Origin of the sequence: Cyanobium sp. Aljojuca 7D2 (assembly GCF_024346415.1) — a bacterium.
In the GTDB taxonomy this organism is placed as follows: Bacteria; Cyanobacteriota; Cyanobacteriia; order PCC-6307; family Cyanobiaceae; genus Cyanobium_A.
In genome coordinates this window covers 38,913-57,374 of record NZ_JAGQCX010000006.1, presented here as the reverse complement: position 1 = coordinate 57,374, position 18,462 = coordinate 38,913, and the positions used below count along the sequence as shown (strand labels likewise).

Genomic DNA, 18,462 nt, shown 5'->3' with positions numbered 1-18,462 from the left:
GGTGGGTGGCCGGTTGGGGGGGCTGACAAGAAGCGGGTGGGGAGGCAAGACTGGGCATAACGCGATGGACCGATGACGTCCCCCTCACGGACCTGCCACCACTGGGTGATCGGGGACGTCCATGGCTGTGCTGACTCCCTGGAACGGTTGGTGGCCGAGCTGCCGGCCCGCGACCGGCTGGTGCTGTGCGGCGATGTGATCAACCGCGGCCCCCAGATCCGCCGCACCATGGAGCTGGCCTGGGGGCTGGTGGACTCCGGCCGGGCCGTGTGGCTCAAGGGCAACCATGAGGCCGATCTGGTGGAAGCCCTGCGTCAGGGCAACTGGATGGCCCACCGGGCCCTGGCCGGCTGCGACACCTATCGCCAGCTCGGCGATCGCCACACCCGCCTCTGGCAGGAACGCCTGGAGCAGCTCCCCTGCAGCTACGGCGGCCCTGGCTGGGTGGCCACCCACGCCGGCTTCGATCCCACCACCTGGGAGCCGGATCTGAGCATCCGCATGCCCTTCTGGCAGTCCTATGACGGCCGCTTCGGCGAGGTGGTGATCGGCCACACCCCCGGCCCCCAGGTGCGGCGCCTCGGGCAGATCGTGATGGTCGACACCGGCGCCTGCTACGGCGGCGAACTCTCCGCCTACTGCCCCGAAACCGGCGCCATCCATGCCGTGCCAGGCCTGCGCGACCGCAGGCTCACCCCCTTCAGCAAGCAGCTGGCGGGCTGTCTGCCCTGATGCCCCCCCGCTGAGCCCAATCCTTGCTCACCGTTTTCCGGGGCAACCGGGCTGAACACCTGGCCGAACTGCTGGCTGCCCAGCTGCGGCTGAACCCGCCGGACCCCTTCGCGGCGGTGCAGGTGGTGGTCAACACCTGGCCCACCAGCCGCTGGCTGGGCGAACAGCTGGCCGTGCACCTGGGGGGGATCGCCGCCAACATCCGCTACCCGTTTCCGGGCAGCCAGCTGCGCCAGATCGTCAATGCCGTGCTGGGCGATGCCCCCGGCGACGAGGATCCCTGGCGCGCCAACCAACTGGTGTGGCCCGTGTTGGAGCTGCTGCCCGAGTTGCTCGAGCAGCCCGAGGCCGAGGCCCTGCGCCACTGGTGGAGCCGCCGCCAGGGCAGCGGCCGGCAACTGGACCTGGCCCAGTGGCAGCTGGGCCGCAGCATCGCCGATGCCCTCGACGACGCAGCCCTCTATCGGCCCGACCTGCTGGCGGCCTGGTGGCACGGGACAGAGCCGACGCCCCTGCCCCCCGAGCAGGCCTGGCAACGGCGACTGGTGACGTTGTTGCGCGAGCGACTGGAGGTGAAGCCCTTTGGCCTGCGGGTGCGCGACGCCATCGCCCAACTGCAGCAGGGACCACCACCAGCGGGGAGCCTGCCCGCCCCCCTGCGCCTGTTTGGGCTCAGCAGCCTGGCGCCGATCCAGGTGGAGCTGCTCCAGGCCCTGGGCCTGCACACCCAGGTGGACCTGTATCTGCTCACCCCCTGCCGCGATCTGTGGCAGCGCTGCACCAGCCGCCGTCAGGTGCTCAGCGACGCCATCGCCCTGCGCCAGCCCCTCGATGGCGACTGGCTGCTGCAGGCCTCGGGACTGGAAGCCCGCTTCGGCCGGCTGGGCGGCGAATTCCAGCAGTTGCTTGAGGGCAGCGGCGAGAGCCACCAGGGCCAGTGGGCGGAAAAGGACCTGTTTTTCGCGCCCGCCGCGGCCCATGGCGGCCCGGGGCCGGCGCCCCTGCTGCATCAGCTGCAGCAACAACTGGCGGATCCGGCTGAACAACCCCGGCTGCAGCGGGCCACGGGAGATCGCTCCCTGGAGTTCCATCGCTGTCCCGGCCCCCTGCGCCAGGTGCAGATCGTGCGCGACCGGATCCTGCAACTGCTCGCTGCCGACGCCACGCTCCAACCCCGGGATGTGCTGGTGATGACCCCCCAGGTGGATGGCCTGGCGCCGCTGGTGGCGGCTGTATTTGGCGACAGCGAGGCCACCGGGGTGGACCTGCCGTGGCGACTCACCGACCGCAGCCAGCAGAGCGAGGCGAGCCTCAGCCGCAGCCTGCTGGAGCTGCTGGCGCTGGCGGGAGAGCGGTTCACCGCCTCGGCGCTGGAAACCCTGCTGGAGAGTCCGGCGCTGCAGGAGCACTTCCAGCTCAGCGGCGCCGAGATGGCGGCCCTGCATCCACTGCTGCAGCGCTGCGGCTTCCGCTGGGGCCTCGATGCCGAAGAGCGCGGCGGGCTGGCCAGCGGCAGCCTGGCCTGGGCCATCGACCGGTTGCTGCTGGGGCTGGTGTTGCCCGAGGAGCCCGGCCTGGCCCCAGCCGACACCGCCCCCCTGGCCTGCGGGGAGGGGCTGGAGCTGCTTGGCCGCTGGCTGCACCTGCTCACCCGGCTGCGCCACTGGCTGGGGGAACTGCGGCGGCCAAGGCGCTGCGAGGCCTGGAGCGGCTGCCTGCGGGCCCTGCTGGCGGATCTGTTCGGCGAGGGCGGCAACCAGGCCTGGGAGCTGCCCCTGGTGCTGGCCGCCATCGACGCCTGGCAGCAGGCTGCCGCCGGCTGCGCGCTGGAGCTCGCCGCACCGGTGGTGGCGGCCGTGCTCGATGAACGGCTGGCGGCCGATTCAGGCCGCTTCGGCCACCGCAGCGGCGCCCTCACCATCAGCGCCCTGGAGCCGATGCGGGCCATTCCCCACCGGGTGGTGGTGTTGATGGGGCTGGATGCGGGCGCCTACCCGCGCCAACGGCAGCGGCCCGGCTTCCACCTGCTCGAGCAGCAGCGGCAGCTGGGCGACCCCAACCCGGCCGACCAGGACCGCTACGTGCTGCTGGAGGCCCTGCTCTCGGCCCGCGATCATCTGCTGGTGACCTGGAGCAGCCGCGACCCGCGCAAGGGGGAGGAGTTGCCGCCGGCCACACCCGTGCGCCAGTGGCTCGAATGGCTGCAGGGGCAACTGCCCTGCCAGGGCCAGGGGCTGGTGGTGGAGCACCCCGCCAATCCCCTCGACCGGGCCAATTTCCAGCCCATCGGCGAGCGGCCGCCCGGCAGCTGCGACCGGCGCCTGCTGGAGGCCCGCCAACTGCTCGATCAACGACGTGATCAACAGCTCGATCAACCGGGGGGCGGCGCGCTGGAGGCGCCCTGCCCCCTCGCCGCCAGCACTGCTCCCAACGCGACAGCCCCCAGCGTCGCGGGCGACGCACCCAACCAGGAGGTTGACGCCTACAGCGACCTGCGCGACTGGCTGCAGGCCCCCCAGGCCAGCTGGCTGGGGGGCCTGGGGCTGCGGCCGCGGGAATGGGCCGACAGGCTCGACGATCTCGAGCCCCTCAGCCTCGATGAACGCCATCGGGCGGCACTGCTGCGCCAGGCCCTCGACCAACCAGCAGGCGCGCCCCTGGAGGAGCCGGGCAGCTGGTTGGAGCGCCACCGGGGACAGGGCCTGCTGCCGCCCCTGGCGGCCGGGGAGCTGGAAGCCCGCGGCCTCAGCCAGCGCTGGCAGAGCCTGCAGGAGAGCCTCGCGGCCCTGGGGCCTGAGCGCCGCCTGCTGGCCACCTGGCAGACCTGGCAGCAGGAGTTGCTGTGGCGGGGCTCCTCGCTGCTGCTGCTGCACACGGCCCGGGCCCGCTACCGCCAGCGGCTGGAGCTGTGGCTGGCCCTGCTGCTGGCCTCAGCCGCCGACCAGGCCCCGGCTGACGGGGTTCTGGTGGCCCGCAGTGACCAGGAGTTCAGCGTGGCCCTGCGCCTGACGGCCCCGGATCGCGACACCGCCCGAGCGGAGCTGGAGCGCCTGGCGGAGCTGCGCGAGCAGTGGCGCCAGAGCTGCTGGCCGGTGCCCCCCGAAACGGGCTGGATGCTGCTGGAGAAGGGGGAAGGGCGGGCAATCGACACCTGGGAGGGCAATGCGCTGGTGCCCGGCGAACGCCAGGAGCCCGAGCAGACACTCTGCTTCGGCGCCGACCTCAGCGGCAGCGCCCTGCTGGCCAGCGGCCTGGTGGCCGAGCAGGCGGCGGTGTTGCTGGGCCCGCTGCGGGAGCGGCTGGCATGACGCACACCCCCAAGCGCGAGCAGCCCTTTGAGGCCAATGGGTTTCCCCTGGAGCCGGGCATCCGGCTGCTGGAAGCCAGCGCCGGCACCGGCAAAACCTTTGCTCTGGCCCAGCTGGTGCTGCGCTACGTGGGCGAAGCAGAGCTGGGCCTGCGCCAGCTGCTGGTGGTGACCTTCACCGAAGCCGCCGCCGCCGAGTTGCGCGATCGCATCGGCCAGCGGCTGCAGCTGGCCCTCTCTGGCCTGGAGGATCCGGCCTGGGAAGCACCCGATCCCACCCTCGCGGCCTGGCTGGAGCGGCAGCGGCCCCGGGCCGACAGCCTGCGGGCCCGGCTGCTGCTGGCCCTCGAGGAGCTCGACGCCGCCGATATCACCACCATCCACGGCTTCTGCCGCCGCACCCTCCAGCGCCAGGCCCTGGAGGCCGGGCTACCCCCGGAGCTGCAACTCGAAGACGACCAGAACACCCTGGTGCGGCAGGTGGCCCACGACTACTGGCAGCGGCAGGTGCTGCCCCTGGACAGCCACCTGCTGGCGGGATTGCAGCAGCGGGTCCAAGGCCCCGAGCTGCTGGAGCAACTGCTGCGCCAGCTCGATGGCGATCCGGCCCTGCAACTCGACCCCCTGCCGCCCCAGCTGCAGGCCGATGCGCCCCTGGCCCCCCAGCTGACGGCCCTCTGGGCGGAAGCCTGGAGCGGGTTTCAACAGCTCTGGGCCGAACGCGGTCGGGCCCTGGAGGCGGCGTTTTGCGCGGCGGCCGCCCAGTGGCGCGGGCAGGGCGTCAAAACCACCACCCCCTACAGCCCCAAACCCACCAAGGACCGCTGCGCTCTGGTGGAGACCTGGATTGCCGCCCAGCCCCCCGGCGGCGACTACGGCGCCACGGCAGGGCGCCAGGGCGGGGCCGGGGGATTGCTGCGCGACTACTTCCACCCCGGCACCTTCCTCAAGCTGGCCCGGGGCCTGGACGGCAGCTCCGAGAGCCCGGAGCCGTCGCTGCCGGAGCGGGCCCTGCTGGAGGCGATCGCCCAGCTGCTGGATGGTCCGGCGGAGGCCCTGCTGCTGCACGCCTGCCACTGGGGCCGGGGCGAACTCAACCGTCGCCGCCGCCAGAGCGGACGCCTCGGCTTTGCCCAGCTGCTGGAGGGGCTCGACCCGGGGGAGCTGGCCAGCACACCACTGCTGCAGGCGGTGGGAGAACGCTATGCGGTGGCCCTGATCGATGAATTTCAGGACACCGACCCGATCCAGTGGCGGATCCTGTCGCGGGCGTTTCAGCCCGAACGGCACCGGCTGGTGATGGTGGGTGATCCCAAGCAGGCGATCTACCGCTTCCGGGGCGGCGAGCTGGCCACTTACCTGCGCGCCCGGGCCACGGCAAGCCAGGCGGGCGGAATCAGCAACCTCACCGACAACTACCGCTCCAGCGAAGCCCTGATCAGCGGGCTGAATGCCCTGATGCACCCTGGCCTGCGCCGCAGCGGCCTGGCGGTGCCGCAGGTGCATCCCCGGATGGGGGACGCCGGCCTGGTGCTGCCCGCGGGCCAGCACCCCCTGCAGTTGCTCTGGCTGGGCGGGGAGCGCCAGGCCGGCCAGAAACCGCCGAGCCGCAGCGCCCTGGAGCGGCAACTCCACGGCCAGATCGCCAGCTTCACGGCCTCTCTGCTCAACCGGGGGCTGGTCGAGCAGCGTCCCAATGGCAGCCGCCCCCTGGGTCCCAACGACATCTGCCTGCTGGTCAGCACCCACCGCCAGGCCGAAGCCCTGCGCGGCGACCTGGAGGCCTGCGGCATCGCCAGCCGCCTGGTGAGCCAGGGGGATGTGCTGGACAGCGCCGGGGCCACGGCGCTGCAGCGGCTGCTGGATGCCCTGGCCGAGCCTGGCCGGGCCAACCGGCTGCGGCTGCTGGCCGCCTCCCCCCTACTGGGTTGGAGCGCCGCGCAGATCGCCGGCGCCAGCCCGGAGGACTGGAGCTCCTTGGCGGCGCGCCTGGCCCAGCTGGCCCAGCAGCTGCCCCGCCGCGGACTGCTCGGGGTGCTGGCCAGCCTGCTGGAGCAGCGGGGTTTGGCCCGGCTCTCGCTCGGAGGGCGGTTGCTGGCCGATCTGCAGCAGTGCGCCGCGTTGGTGGCGGAGCGTCTCCACGCCGACAAGCTGGGGCCGGCGGCAGCGGCCGACTGGCTGCGGCGCCGGCGGCTCGAGCCCGACCGGGATGTGCCCGAAGCCCACCAGCCCCACAGCGACGTGGTCGACGCGGCGGTGTCGGTGGTGACGGTGCACCGCAGCAAGGGCCTGGAATACCCGGTGGTGATCTGCCCCTACCTCTGGCAAGCCCCCGGAGACGGCCGCGGGACCCAGCGGATCGGCGTGCGCTGGCAGCCCGGCGGCAGCGATCCCTTGCTCGATCTGCATCTGAATGGCCACTGGGGGGCTGGGTTTGCCGCCCGGCAGCACCAGTTGCAGGCTGAGCTGCAGGAGCGGGAACGCCTCGCCTACGTGGCCGCCACCCGGGCGCGGCTGCTGCTGGTGCTGGCCTGGGGGCCGGCCCAGGGGCAGCAGGGCAACCCCCTCCACCCCTGGCTGTTTGACCAAGACGAACCCCCCGCCGCCGATCACGACCCCTATGCGGGCCGCAGCGATGCCGACTGGCGCGAGCGGTTGGAACAGGCCCTGGGCCGCCGACACCTGCCCCTCACCCTTCTGGATCCCCCCAACCCCGGCGAACGCATCCGGCTGCGGGCCAGCCACGACAGCAGCAACGCGCCCTTGGCGCGGGGCCCCGTGCCCCGCGCCCCCTTCGACACCACCTGGGGCCGCAGCAGCTACACCAGCTGGACCCAGGGCAGCCACAGCGCTGCTCCCGCGGCGCTGGAGGAGGGCCGCGAAACCGATGCCCTGGTGGCCGAACTCGACGCCTCAGCCGAGCCCGGCGGCGAGGCGCCGCAGCCCTGGCCGGACGACGGCCCATTGGCGGCGTTTCCCCGGGGGGCCCAAGCGGGCGATTGCCTGCACCGCATCCTCGAGCAGCTCGACTACCGCCAACCCGTGGCGGCCCAGGCGGAGCTCTGTGCCCGAGAACTGCAGCGGGCCGGGATCGCCGAGCAGCACGGCGCGGCGGCGGTGCAGGGGTTGGAGCAACTGCGGCAGGCCCCCCTGGGGGGTGCCCTGGGGAACTTTCAGCTGGCCCAGCTGGCGCAAGGCGATCGCCTCAACGAGATGAATTTCGATCTGCCGCTCAGCCTGGTGCGGGCCCGGGCCCTGGCGCGTCCATTCGCCGACCACCCCGAAGGCTGGTTTGGGATGGCCTACGCCGAGCAGCTGGCCCAGCTGGACGTGGCCAGCCAGGGCTTCCTCACCGGCTCGATCGACCTGGTGTTCCGCCACGGTGAGCGCTGGTGGGTGGCCGACTGGAAGAGCAACTGGCTGGGCGAGCGCGACGCCCAGGGCCAACCGCTGCACTGCGGTCCGCGGCACTACAGCCCCGGCGCCATGGCCGCACTGATGGCCGCCAACCACTACCCGCTGCAGGCCCACCTGTATCTGGTGGCCCTGCACCGCTACCTGCGCTGGCGCCTGCCCGGCTACCGCCCCGACCAACACCTTGGCGGCTACGTCTATGTGTTCCTGCGGGGAGTGCCCGGCCCACTGCCGCCAACCGCAACGGGCAGCGACATCCCCGGCATGTTTGTGGAGCAACCGCCGCTGGTACGGCTGCTGCAGCTCGACCGGGCCCTGGGGGGCACCCCATGAGCACCAGCCCCGTTGCCGATCAACCCGCGTGGCTGCAGGCCCTGGCCGCAGCCCTGAGCGAAGCCTTGCCGCGGCTGCACGCCACCAGCCCCGACCCCCTGGTGGGCGAGCTGATCGAGGCCCTGGCCACAGCCCTGGCGGAGGGCCAGCTGGAGATCGCCGTGCCCAGCCCGGAGCATCGCCGGGCCCTGGAGGCCTCACCGCTCAGCGCAGAGCCCCATGGCCCCCTGGCGCTGGAGGGCGATCGGCTGCTGTGGCGGCGCTGGCAGCGCCAGCGCGAAGGCGTGCTGCAGGCCCTGATCAACCGGGCCCAACGGCCGCTCGATTCAGCCACACCAGCGCCCGCCGTCGAGATCGAAGACAGCAGCGGGCTCGATGCCGACCAACAACGGGCCGTTGCGGCGGTGCTGCGGCATGGGCTGGTGCTGCTCGAGGGCGGCCCCGGCACCGGCAAAACCAGCACGGTGGCGCGCATGCTGGCGGCGGTGCAGGCCCAGCAACTCGGCAGCCGCATCCACCTGGCCGCTCCCACCGGCAAGGCCGCCGCCCGGCTGCGGGCCGCCCTGGCCAACGCCGGGCTGCAGCTGCCCTGCAGCACCCTGCACCGGCTGCTGGAGAGCCGCGGCGAGCGGTTTGGCCGCAATCGCCACCACCCCCTGGCCCTCGACCTGCTGGTGGTGGATGAGGTGTCGATGGTCGACCTGCCCTTGATGGAGGCCCTGCTCGACGCCCTGCCGGCCAGCTGCCGGCTGGTGCTGGTGGGCGACGCCGCCCAGCTGCCGCCGGTGGGCCCCGGCAGCGTGCTGCTCGACCTGCAGGCCCCCGAGCGCCGCGGGGCCCTGGGGCCTGCGGCCATCACCCTGCGCACCACCTACCGCAACAACGGCACCATCGCCGCCGTGGCCGCCGCCCTACGCGAGGGCGACCAGCCCCTCGAACCCCTGCTAACAGGCCTGCTCGAGCCCCTGGATCCAGACGCCAACCTGGCCTGGATCCAGGCGGGGCCGCGAACGCTGCCAGCCACGCTGCTCGAGCGGCTGCGGCGGCACCAGCAACAGCTCGAGCAGCTCTGTCGCCAGAACGACCCCAACGATCCCGCCACGGCGGCCGGCCTGTTGGCCGCCCTCGACGCCTGCCTGGTGCTCACCCCGCTGCGCCGCGGCCGCTGGGGGGTGGAGGCGATCCACCAGGCCCTGCTGGGGGAGGCCGCCGGGCGCTCGCCCCAGCACTGGCCGCTGGGCACACCGGTGCTGTGCCGCCACAACCTGACGGAACTGGGCCTCGCCAACGGCGACGTGGGCCTGGTGGTGGAGGGCCCAGGAGTCACCCGTGGGGAGCGCCGGCTGCTGTTCAACACGCCCGGCAGCCCCCAGTCGCTCTGGATTCACCCCGCCCAGTTGCCCGATGCAGAACCGGCCCTGGCCCTCACCGTGCACAAAGCCCAGGGCAGCGAGGCCGATGAGGTGTGGGTGCTGATGCCCGACACCGGCCGCCCCCAACGGCGCCTGCTTTACACCGCCATCACCCGGGCCCGGCGGCAGGCCCAGCTGATCACCCCCTTGCGGGCCCCGTCCGACAGCGCCAGCCTGATGGCGTGATCCACCCCAACCCCCACAACCCGGAAGGCCGGGTGGAGCGCCCCTGGGGTTGGTTCGAAACCTTGGCCAGCGGTGAGCAGTATCGGGTGAAACGGCTGCTGATCCACAGCGGCCAGCGTCTGAGCCTGCAACGCCACCAGCACCGTTGCGAGCACTGGGTTGTGGTGGCGGGCACGGGCGAGCTGCAGGTGGCCGACGCTGTGATCGCGGCGGTGCCAGGAATCAGCGTGTTCATCCCCCAGGGAGCGCTTCACCGGGCCCGGGGCGGCAGCGAAAATCTGGAGATCGTCGAGGTGCAACGCGGCGCCTGGCTTAGCGAAACCGACATCGAAAGGCTGGCCGACGATTTTGGGCGGATGTGAATGGCGAGCCATGCGTAGTGATAAAGTTTTCATTCAGCCTTTTTCAAGGGCAGGGCAGTTTTGTTAGGTGCAGGCCAGAGCAACTGAATACCGGGTTCGGCAGTGCAGCGTTCTGTTGCTCCGCCACTGCCCTTCGTTTCAGTCTTTCTTGCCTCCATTGGGTTTCTGCCGGCCTGCGTTGAAGGACCTCACCAGCCAGGACTTCACCAAGTTCTGCTTCACCAGGCCGAATTGAATCCAGTGACCGAACTTTCCAACGACGGCAGTTTCAGCTGCTCCGTCGAAATCAATGCGTCTGTTGAGACGTCGATTGACGCGTCGATTGACACCCCGATCGAGACGCCCACCCCTGCTGCCTCGGCCCAAGAGGAGGTGAAATCCAGCGAGGGCTTTGCCCGCTTTGGCTTCGGCCCCGAGCTGCTGAAGGCCCTAGAGGCCATCGGCTATCAGGAGCCCTCACCGATCCAGAAGGCCGCCATCCCCGAGCTGCTGCTCGGTCGCGACCTGGTGGGCCAAGCCCAAACGGGCACCGGCAAAACCGCCGCCTTCGCGTTGCCGATGCTGGCCGCCCTCGATCCCGCCGAACGCAAGCCCCAGGTGCTGGTGCTCGCCCCCACCCGCGAGCTGGCCCTGCAGGTGGCCGACGCCTTCAACAGCTATGCCACCCACCTGAGCGGTGTGCGCACCCTGGCGATCTACGGCGGCGCCGACTTCCGCGACCAGATTCACCAGCTCAAGCGTGGCGTTCAGATCGTGGTGGGCACCCCCGGTCGGGTGATGGACCACATGCGCCAGGGGACCCTCGACCTCTCCAATCTGCGAGCTCTGGTGCTCGACGAGGCCGATGAAATGCTGCGCATGGGCTTCATCGACGACGTCGAATGGGTGCTCGAGCAGCTACCCGAAAAGCGTCAGGTGGTGCTGTTTTCCGCCACCATGCCGGCCGAAATCCGGCGGATCTCGCAGAAATATCTCAACGCGCCCGCCGAGATCACGATTAAGCAGAAGGCCGCCGATGCCAGCCGCATCCGTCAGCGCTTCCTGATGGTGCATGCGCCCCACAAACTGGCTGCGCTGGAGCGCGTGCTCGAGGCCGAGACCAGTGAAGGGGTGATCATCTTTGCCCGCACCAAGGCGATCACGATCACCGTGGCCGAATCGCTGGAGCAACACGGCTACGACGTGGCAGTGCTCAACGGCGACGTGCCCCAGGCCCAGCGGGAGCGCACCATCGAACGCCTCAAGAGCGGCCAGGTGGATGTGCTGGTGGCCACCGACGTGGCCGCCCGTGGCCTCGATGTGGACCGCATCGGCCTAGTGATCAACTACGACATTCCCTTCGATTCCGAGGCCTACGTGCACCGGATTGGTCGCACGGGGCGGGCGGGCCGCAGCGGCGACGCCATCCTGTTCCTCACCCCCCGCGAGCGCCGCTTCCTGGGCAGCCTCGAGCGGGCCGTGGGCAAACCGATCGAAGAGATGGAGGTGCCCAGCAACGCCACCATCAACCAGAACCGGCTGGACCGGATGCGCACCAAACTGACCAGCTGCCTGCAGACACCCTCCAGCAGCGATCAGGAACGGGCCCTGCTCAGCGAAATCCTGCAACGGGTGGCCCAGGAGCAGGGCTCGAGCCCCGAGCAGCTGGCCCTGGCCGCTCTCGAGCTGAGCCTGGCGGGCAAACCGCTGCTGCTGCAAGGCGAAGAGAATTTCCACCAGGTGCGTCCGAGTGGTCCCGGACGGGATGGCGGACGTGATGGAGGACGGGACTTCGGGCGTGATCGGGGTCGGGGGCGCGAGATGGGACGCGATGGGGATCGGGGTCCCCGGGGGGAGCGGCCTATGGGTCCGCCCGAAGATCACATGGAGCGCTTCCGTGTTGAAGTGGGCTGGCGCGACCGAATCAAGCCCGGCAACATCGTGGGTGCCATTGCCAATGAGGCGGGTCTGAACGGTCGCTCGATCGGCCGCATCCAGATCTTCGACACCCACAGCACCGTGGACCTGCCCAAGGGCATGCCCGATGAGGTCTTCCAGGGCCTGAGGCAGCTGCGGGTGATGAACAAACCACTCCAGCTCTCCCGGCTGCAGGGTTAACCGTCTCGGGCGCCAGGCATGCCAACCGCCCGACCCTGCTCCATGTCGCCCAGTCCCGTGCGAATCATCCCCATCGGCCTGCTGTGGCTGGGGCTGGCCGGGCTGGGTCCATCCAGCCGGGGCATCAGCGTCTCGGAAGTGGTGAAAGCCTTCTGCCTATCGGCCTATCAGGCTGATCTGCAAAAGCAGGGCAAAAGTGTCGCGCTGGCGCAGCTGGATCGCACCTGTGGTTGCGTTGGGGAGCGAGTCGCCCAAGGCAGCGACGTGGAGGATGCCCACGTGGTGTGTGGGCGCCCTCAGGCGCAGAGACTGGTCACGTCTCCCACACTCACACTGGTTAACCCGGGCACCGAGAGCCTTTCGACAGCGGCGATCAGCGAGACCTGAACGTCCAAGCTTTCGCTGGTCACCAGGGTCTGCAGCAGGTCGAAACGATCCTGGGGAGCCAGCTCTCCATCCTCGCGCCAGGCGAGGCTCCAAGGGACAGGGGCCGTCATCACGGGGGCGCAGTTGATCAGGATTTGCTGACAATGGAACGTTACTGGGGATCGCCTTGGGAACTCCAGAGTCTCTTCAGAAGGGCTTCACGGTTCTCCATGATTCCCGCGCTTACGCCGTGGTCAGGCCCAGCAAACCTGTAGGGTTGAGTGTGATTCCAAGGCGTTCAGGCTCCCATCGGCGCGCTCAGTTCCCACTGGCATTCCCGAGGAAGCGCAGCACCAACCGAATCAGTTCCAGGATTTGCTCCATTAATGACCATTTACGTTGGCAACCTCTCGTTCCAAGCCGAACGCGAGGACCTGCTTGATCTCTTCGGCCAATACGGAGAGGTGCGCCAGTGCAGCCTGCCCCTTGACCGGGAAACCGGTCGCAAGCGCGGCTTCGCCTTTGTCGAACTGGCCGACGACGCAGCTGAACAGAAAGCCATCGACGACCTCCAGGACGTCGAGTGGATGGGCCGCATGATTCGCGTCAACAAAGCCACCCCCCGTGAAGGCGGCGGCGGTGGTGGTGGTGGCGGCCGCGGCGGCTACGGCGGCGGCGGCGGCGGCGGTGGAAACCGTGGCGGCGGCGGTGGCTATGGCGGCGGCGGCGGCTACGGCGGTGGCGGTGGCGGTGGTTACGGTGGTGGTGGCGGCAACCGCTGGTAAGCCTTTCAACCAAACCTGAACCTGGACCCCTGGCCGTGGATCACCCCACGGCCAGGGGTTTTTTGCTGGGCCGAGATCGCACGGATCAGCATCGGGGGGCAACATCGTCAGCACGTTGTTCCCCAGCCGGCCATGTCGCCCCAGACCGCCACCAGCCCCACCACCCTGGAGCGGCTGTTGCGCACCCTCCGGCCGCACCGACGCCGGGTGTGGCTGGCCGCCAGCTGCTCGGTGCTCAACAAACTCTTCGACCTGGCCCCACCGGTGCTGATCGGCCTGGCGGTGGATGTGGTGGTGCAGCAGGACACCTCCTGGCTGGCGGCCCTGGGCGTGACCTCCGTGCCAGGCCAGCTGGGTGTGCTGGCGGGGCTTTCGTTTGTGATCTGGAGCGCCGAATCCCTGTTCGAATACCTCTACGCCCTGCTCTGGCGCAACCTGGCCCAAACGGTGCAGCACGAGCTGCGGCTGGAGGCCTACGACCATCTGCAGCAGCTGGAGATGGGCTTCTTCGAAGCCAGCAGCAGCGGCAGGCTGCTCACGATCCTCAACGACGACATCAACCAGCTGGAGCGCTTTCTCGACCACGGCGCCAACGAAATCCTGCAGCTGATCACCACGGTGCTGGCCGTGGGCGCCGCGATGCTGTGGCTCTCGCCGCTGGTGGCGGGGGTGTCGTTCCTGCCGATCCCCGTCATCCTCTGGGGGTCGCTGCGCTTCCAGAAGCGGCTGGCCCCCCGTTACGCCGAGGTGCGCGAGCGGGCGGGGGATCTGGCCAGTCGCCTGGCCAACAACCTCGGCGGCATGCTCACGATCAAGAGCTACACGGCAGAGGCCTGGGAAACCGCACGGCTGAGCGAGCAGAGCCAGGCCTACCGCAGCAGCAATGCCCGGGCCATCCGGCTCTCGGCAGCCTTCATTCCCCTGATTCGCTTCGCGATCCTGTTCGCCTTCCTGGCGATCCTGGTGATCGGGGGCTTGCAGGCCTGGCGCGGGGCCATCGCGGTGGGCACCTACAGCTTCCTGGTGTTCATCACCCAGCGGCTGCTGTGGCCCCTCACCACCCTGGGCCGCACCCTCGACGACTACCAGCGGGCGATGGCCTCCACCAACCGCGTGCTCAACCTGCTCGACACCCCGATCGCCATCGCCAGCGGCCAACAGAGATTGCCTTTGGGCCAGGTGAAGGGAGAGCTCCGCTTTGAGGGCGTCAGTTTTGGCTACGCCGGACGCGAACCCCTGCTGCGCCGGTTCGACCTGACCATCCCCGCCGGCAGCACCCTCGGCATCGTGGGTGCCACGGGCTCAGGCAAGAGCACCCTGGTGAAACTGCTGCTGCGGCTCTACGCCATCCAGGAGGGCCGCATCCTGCTCGACGGCATTCCCATCCACAGCCTGCAGCTCGACGACCTGCGCCGCGCCATCGGCCTGGTGAGCCAGGAGGTGTTTCTGTTTCACGGCACCGTGGCCGAGAACATCGCCTATGGCAGCTTCGAGGCACCCCGGGCCGCGATCGAACGGGCGGCCCAACTGGCCGAGGCATCGGGCTTCATCGAGGCCCTGCCCGAGGGCTACGACACGGTGGTGGGCGAGCGGGGCCAACGGCTTAGCGGCGGCCAGCGCCAGCGCATCGCCCTGGCCCGCGCCATCCTCAAGAACCCTCCGGTGCTGATCCTCGATGAGGCCACGGCGGCGGTCGACAACGACACAGAAGCCGCCATCCAGCGCTCCCTCGATCTGATCACCGCCGAGCGCACCACCCTGGTGATCGCCCACCGGCTCTCCACCGTGCGCCACGCCGATCGGATCGTGGTGCTGGAGCAGGGCCAGATCGTGGAAAGCGGCCGCCACGAACAGCTGATCTCTGCCGATGGGGCCTATGCCAACCTCTGGAGGGTGCAGGCCGGTCTGCGCAGCGGCGAACCCCTGCGACTCTGAGCCCTGATCGTGCAATAGGTTTTGGGGGATGAGAACCCCTCAGGCCAAAGGCCCCCGCAAGCGCAGCCGACGTGGCTCCGTGCTGGTGGCGATCGGCGTGGGCCTGGGCGGGGGACTGCTGCTGGCGGGGCCGCTCTGGGAGCTGCTCAACGAGAACGGCGCGGCCACCAACAACGCCATCACCAATCCCTTTGCCGCCTGGAGCGGCATCACCAACCAGGACATCCTGCTGCTGGGCACCGACGTGGGAGGGGGCAACACCGATGTGATCGCCAGCCTGCGGGTGGATGGCGGCATCACCCGGATCACCCAGGTGCCCCGCGACACCTACATCGAGGCCGAGGGCTACGGCCCCCACAAAATCAATGCCCTCTACAGCCTGGGGGGCACCGACCTGCTGAAACGGGAACTGGCCCGCAAACTGGGCCGGCCGATCACCCACCACGTGGTGGTGAACCTGGCGGCGATCCGGCGGATGGCTGATGCCCTAGGCGGCATCGAGGTGGATGTGCCCAAACGGATGGCCTACACCGACCACAGCCAGGGGCTGTACATCGATCTTCAGCCGGGGCTTCAGAACTTGAAGGGCCGTGACCTGGAGGGATTCCTGCGGTTCCGCCACGATGAAATGGGCGACATCGGCAGGCTGGAGCGCCAGCAGCTGGCCCTGCAGGCCCTGTTCCGCAAGCTCACCCGGCCTGAGCATCTGGTGCGACTACCGGTGCTCCTGGCAGCTGCCGGCAAAGACCTCAAAACCGATCTGGGCCCCATGGAACTGGGCGGTCTGATCACCGCCATGGGCACGACCCAACTCGAGACCAAGAGGCTGGGCGGTCGGCCCTTCTACCGCAACGACATCAGCTACTGGGACGCCGAGTGGCCCCAGCCGGTGCTGGACAGCTCGGCCAGCGATGGCTCCGGGGAAGACGGCCGCTACCGCTTCCTCTTCTGATCCAGCTCAGGATCAACGGCCGGGGGAGGGGCGCCGTTGCTGCTCTGGGACAGGGTGATCAAGGCCAGCGCCAGGGCCACCCCGGCAAGCAAGGGGGTGGAGGCGGCCACAGTCACCCCGAGGGCAGCCGTAAACCAGATCGAAGCGGCACTGGTGAGTCCGTGCACCTCGGGGCGGCCTTTCTTGAGGCCACCAGGGGGCACCAGGATCTCGCCGGCGCCAAGGAAGCCCACACCCGTGGCCACCCCCTGAATCACCCGGCTGCGGGCCTCCGGATCAGGGCCGGCCGCCAGCACCATCAGACAAGCACTCAGCCCCACCAACACGTGCACCCGCAGGCGGTTGGGATGGGTGGTGGTGCCGTGGTGGGCGCGGTTGATGCCCACCGCCAAACCGCACAGCACCGCCAGACCCAGGCGCAGCAGGATCTGCAAGTCGGGGGTGAGCGCCGGCAGCCAGCTCATGGCCGCCCCCTCACAACAGCCAAGCGCAGCATGGCTGATCCCCATAAGCTCCTGGCAACTGAGCGTTGCCGCGGCCCGTGCAGAACCTGCTGCTGCGCAACAGCCTGAAGTTGTTCGTGGCCGTGTTCATCACCGCGGCAATCGCTTCCTGGACCGAGCGCATCCAGTTTCTCTGGTATCCGCTGATGGCAGTGGTGATCGTTTTGGATGACAACGACGATCACACCGTTCAGGCCGCCACCAGCCGCATCCTTGGCACGGTGATGGGCGGCCTGATCACCTTTCTGGTGCACACGGTGCTGAGCGGCTGGATCGGCGTGCTGGTGTCGTTGCTGGTGATGATCCCGGTGCTGCAAAGGCTGGGCTGGCAGAGCGTCCTGGGCACCGCCGGGCTCACCGCCGTCATGTTTCTGATGATTCCAAGCCACGCCTCCCTCAATTGGGATTACGTGTTCAACCGCGGCCTCGACACGGTGGTGGGCTGCATCGTGGCGATCCTGGTGGGCCTGCTGTTCTGGCCGCAGAACAGCGGCAGCGAACTCACAGCCGCCGATCGCCTCCTACGCCGGTCGCTGCAGAGCCAGCTGCAGGCCTACAGCGACTGGCTGGGCCAACGGCGATCTCGGCCCATGCCCCTCGATCCGGCACCGCTCACCAACGCCCTGCAGCGCATGGAGCAACTGGTGGATCAGGAGCGCGGCGGCCCCCGCCATCAGGCCCTCAAAAGCAGCGGCTGGGAGCAACGGCTGCGGCTCTGGCAGCTGGCCCACTTTCACTGGGTTGCCTGGGAGCGACTGCTGGCCGGGCTGCCGGAGCAGCAGAGCCTGAAGGCCGATCCGCTGAGGCATGCCGTTGGGGAGCTTCAGCGGCAGCTGAACGGGCAACCCGCACCTACCCCGGGGCGGCAACCCCAGCGCTGGCAGCAGCTGGCCCAGCAGCTTCAGCTGCCACTGCTGCCGCTGCTGGCCCTGGCGGAGGAAGGGCGTCCGCTGCATGCCTGCCTGGGCGGGCTCAACCGGATGGCCCCGCCGTGAGCAACCGCAACGCCCTGCGCACCGCCTTCACCGCCGGGCTCGGCAACGCCTTCGCCAGCCTGTCGGGGTTGGCCGACAGCCAGTACGTGGCCCTGTCGGTGTTGGCGGTATCCAGCGGCACCTACGGCGGCGCCCTTTCCCTGGGGCGGCAGAGGCTGCTGGGCACCGTGCTCGGCTCGGTGCTGCTGCTGATCGGCTACGAGGGGTTGCGCCTCCTGCCGATGCCGTTGGGGATCGCCATCACCCTCGGCGCCCTGCGCCTGTTGGGCGGCCTGCTGAAGCTGCAGGTGGGCTACAAGGTGGGCGGCATGATCATCGTGATGGGGTGGCTCGTGCACGAGGGCGGCCTGGCCAGCTGGATCCCGATCCGCTTCTTCTGGACCAGCTTCGGAGTGCTGATCACGCTGCTGGGCCTACGGCTGTTCTGGCCGGCCCGCGGAGTCGACAGCAACCTGACCCAGGTCGCCGATCTGCTCGTGCAGCTGCAGAGCTGCTTCCGCGACCTGGCGGCGCGGGTGGATCCAGCCATCACTGGCCAGGTGGCGGGCAAGGTGGCCAATCCGGTGGGGATCGGCCGCTACCGAGCCCTGCGCAACCAGCTCGTCGCTATCCGGCGACAACGGCCAGCACTGCTGCAGGAGCTGGGTTCGCTGCCGGAGCGCCATCCGGCGACGCTGCTGATGGCCAACTTTGATGCCACTGCCTCCCGACTGATCACCCTGGTGGGTGGCCTGGTGCGCGAGGCCCCCACCCTCCAGGATCCGCAGCTGGTGGTGCAGCTGCACCGGGCCGAAGCGGAGTTGCTGCAAGCCATGGCTGGCCATCTGGGCCAGTGGGAACAGCAGATCCGTGGGCGCCGGGGGCTGCCCAAACCACCCGAAACCGAACTTCAGCTGCCGCGCAGCTGGCACGAGCTGGGCCAGGCGCTCAACAACCCCACCGCCAACTCAGCTTCCCTGGAGAGGCTGGAGCGGATCGCCAGCCGGCTGATGCTCTGCAGCCAGGCCGAGCAGGCCATCCGCTCGGCCGAAGCTAACTGGGCGGCAATTCTGGTCCGGGCCTGAATCACGCCAATCACCGCAT

The 18,462-nt window shown here is 69.7% G+C and carries 13 protein-coding genes; 11 read left to right on the top strand and 2 right to left on the bottom strand.

What is annotated here, in order from left to right; genetic code table 11:
• Positions 1-72: 72 nt before the first annotated feature.
• From KBY57_RS07750 to KBY57_RS07725, 6 genes are all read left to right on the top strand, one after another.
• A complete protein-coding gene (locus tag KBY57_RS07750; RefSeq protein WP_254995305.1) occupies positions 73-732 on the top strand; it encodes a metallophosphoesterase in 660 nt (219 codons plus the stop codon).
• Positions 733-755: 23 nt separating this feature from the next.
• A complete protein-coding gene (locus KBY57_RS07745) occupies positions 756-4,040 on the top strand; it encodes an exodeoxyribonuclease V subunit gamma (protein ID WP_254995304.1) in 3,285 nt (1,094 codons plus the stop codon).
• A complete protein-coding gene (locus tag KBY57_RS07740) occupies positions 4,037-7,786 on the top strand; it encodes a UvrD-helicase domain-containing protein (protein WP_254995303.1) in 3,750 nt (1,249 codons plus the stop codon). The genes KBY57_RS07745 and KBY57_RS07740 overlap by 4 nt, the downstream gene beginning before the upstream one ends.
• The gene (locus KBY57_RS07735; RefSeq protein WP_254995302.1) at positions 7,783-9,384 is read left to right on the top strand and encodes an ATP-dependent RecD-like DNA helicase; all 1,602 of its coding nucleotides are present in this window, start codon (positions 7,783-7,785) and stop codon (positions 9,382-9,384) included. The genes KBY57_RS07740 and KBY57_RS07735 overlap by 4 nt, the downstream gene beginning before the upstream one ends.
• Positions 9,381-9,746, top strand: a complete 366-nt coding sequence (locus tag KBY57_RS07730) for a phosphomannose isomerase type II C-terminal cupin domain (RefSeq protein ID WP_254995301.1) — start codon at positions 9,381-9,383, stop codon at positions 9,744-9,746. The genes KBY57_RS07735 and KBY57_RS07730 overlap by 4 nt, the downstream gene beginning before the upstream one ends.
• A 240-nt stretch (positions 9,747-9,986) precedes the next feature.
• Entirely contained in the window at positions 9,987-11,843 is a 1,857-nt protein-coding gene (locus KBY57_RS07725) for a DEAD/DEAH box helicase (protein WP_254995300.1), read from the top strand.
• A gap of 296 nt (positions 11,844-12,139) precedes the next feature.
• Here KBY57_RS07725 and KBY57_RS07720 read toward each other — a convergent pair whose 3' ends face one another.
• Entirely contained in the window at positions 12,140-12,340 is a 201-nt protein-coding gene (locus KBY57_RS07720) for a hypothetical protein (RefSeq protein WP_094559376.1), read from the bottom strand.
• Between the two features lie 255 nt (positions 12,341-12,595).
• On the opposite strand from KBY57_RS07720, the gene KBY57_RS07715 reads away from it, so the two are divergent.
• The 3 genes from KBY57_RS07715 to KBY57_RS07705 all read left to right on the top strand — a co-directional run bounded on the left by KBY57_RS07715 (position 12,596) and on the right by KBY57_RS07705 (position 15,881).
• Entirely contained in the window at positions 12,596-12,994 is a 399-nt protein-coding gene (locus KBY57_RS07715; protein WP_254995299.1) for an RNA recognition motif domain-containing protein, read from the top strand.
• A gap of 132 nt (positions 12,995-13,126) precedes the next feature.
• Positions 13,127-14,929 carry an ABC transporter ATP-binding protein gene (locus KBY57_RS07710; RefSeq protein ID WP_254995298.1) on the top strand — a complete coding sequence of 601 codons (1,803 nt, stop codon included), beginning with the start codon at positions 13,127-13,129 and terminating at the stop codon, positions 14,927-14,929.
• Positions 14,930-14,957: 28 nt separating this feature from the next.
• Positions 14,958-15,881: an LCP family protein gene (locus tag KBY57_RS07705; RefSeq protein ID WP_254995297.1), complete on the top strand. Its 924-nt coding sequence runs from the start codon at positions 14,958-14,960 to the stop codon at positions 15,879-15,881.
• Here the strand turns inward: KBY57_RS07705 and KBY57_RS07700 are convergent.
• Complete coding sequence (locus KBY57_RS07700) at positions 15,863-16,345, bottom strand: MgtC/SapB family protein (protein WP_254995296.1); 483 nt, start codon at positions 16,343-16,345, stop codon at positions 15,863-15,865. The genes KBY57_RS07705 and KBY57_RS07700 overlap by 19 nt on opposite strands.
• 65 nt (positions 16,346-16,410) lie before the next feature.
• On the opposite strand from KBY57_RS07700, the gene KBY57_RS07695 reads away from it, so the two are divergent.
• Together KBY57_RS07695 and KBY57_RS07690 are read left to right on the top strand one after the other, a co-directional pair.
• Positions 16,411-17,379 carry an FUSC family protein gene (locus KBY57_RS07695; RefSeq protein ID WP_254995295.1) on the top strand — a complete coding sequence of 323 codons (969 nt, stop codon included), beginning with the start codon at positions 16,411-16,413 and terminating at the stop codon, positions 17,377-17,379.
• On the top strand, positions 17,376-18,443 hold the full coding sequence (locus KBY57_RS07690; protein ID WP_254995294.1) for an FUSC family protein: 1,068 nt from the start codon (positions 17,376-17,378) through the stop codon (positions 18,441-18,443). The genes KBY57_RS07695 and KBY57_RS07690 overlap by 4 nt, the downstream gene beginning before the upstream one ends.
• The last annotated feature ends 19 nt before the right edge of the window (positions 18,444-18,462 follow it).

What these genes read in the sequence shown, in the direction of transcription:
- KBY57_RS07710 (WP_254995298.1), top strand. Translation starts at nt 13,127, where the DNA reads ATGTCGCCCCAGACCGCCACCAGCCCCACCACCCTGGAGCGGCTGTTG.
- KBY57_RS07720 (WP_094559376.1), bottom strand. Translation starts at nt 12,340, where the DNA reads ATGACGGCCCCTGTCCCTTGGAGCCTCGCCTGGCGCGAGGATGGAGAG.
- KBY57_RS07750 (WP_254995305.1), top strand. Translation starts at nt 73, where the DNA reads ATGACGTCCCCCTCACGGACCTGCCACCACTGGGTGATCGGGGACGTC.
- KBY57_RS07700 (WP_254995296.1), bottom strand. Translation starts at nt 16,345, where the DNA reads ATGAGCTGGCTGCCGGCGCTCACCCCCGACTTGCAGATCCTGCTGCGC.
- KBY57_RS07735 (WP_254995302.1), top strand. Translation starts at nt 7,783, where the DNA reads ATGAGCACCAGCCCCGTTGCCGATCAACCCGCGTGGCTGCAGGCCCTG.
- KBY57_RS07740 (WP_254995303.1), top strand. Translation starts at nt 4,037, where the DNA reads ATGACGCACACCCCCAAGCGCGAGCAGCCCTTTGAGGCCAATGGGTTT.
- KBY57_RS07705 (WP_254995297.1), top strand. Translation starts at nt 14,958, where the DNA reads ATGAGAACCCCTCAGGCCAAAGGCCCCCGCAAGCGCAGCCGACGTGGC.
- KBY57_RS07715 (WP_254995299.1), top strand. Translation starts at nt 12,596, where the DNA reads ATGACCATTTACGTTGGCAACCTCTCGTTCCAAGCCGAACGCGAGGAC.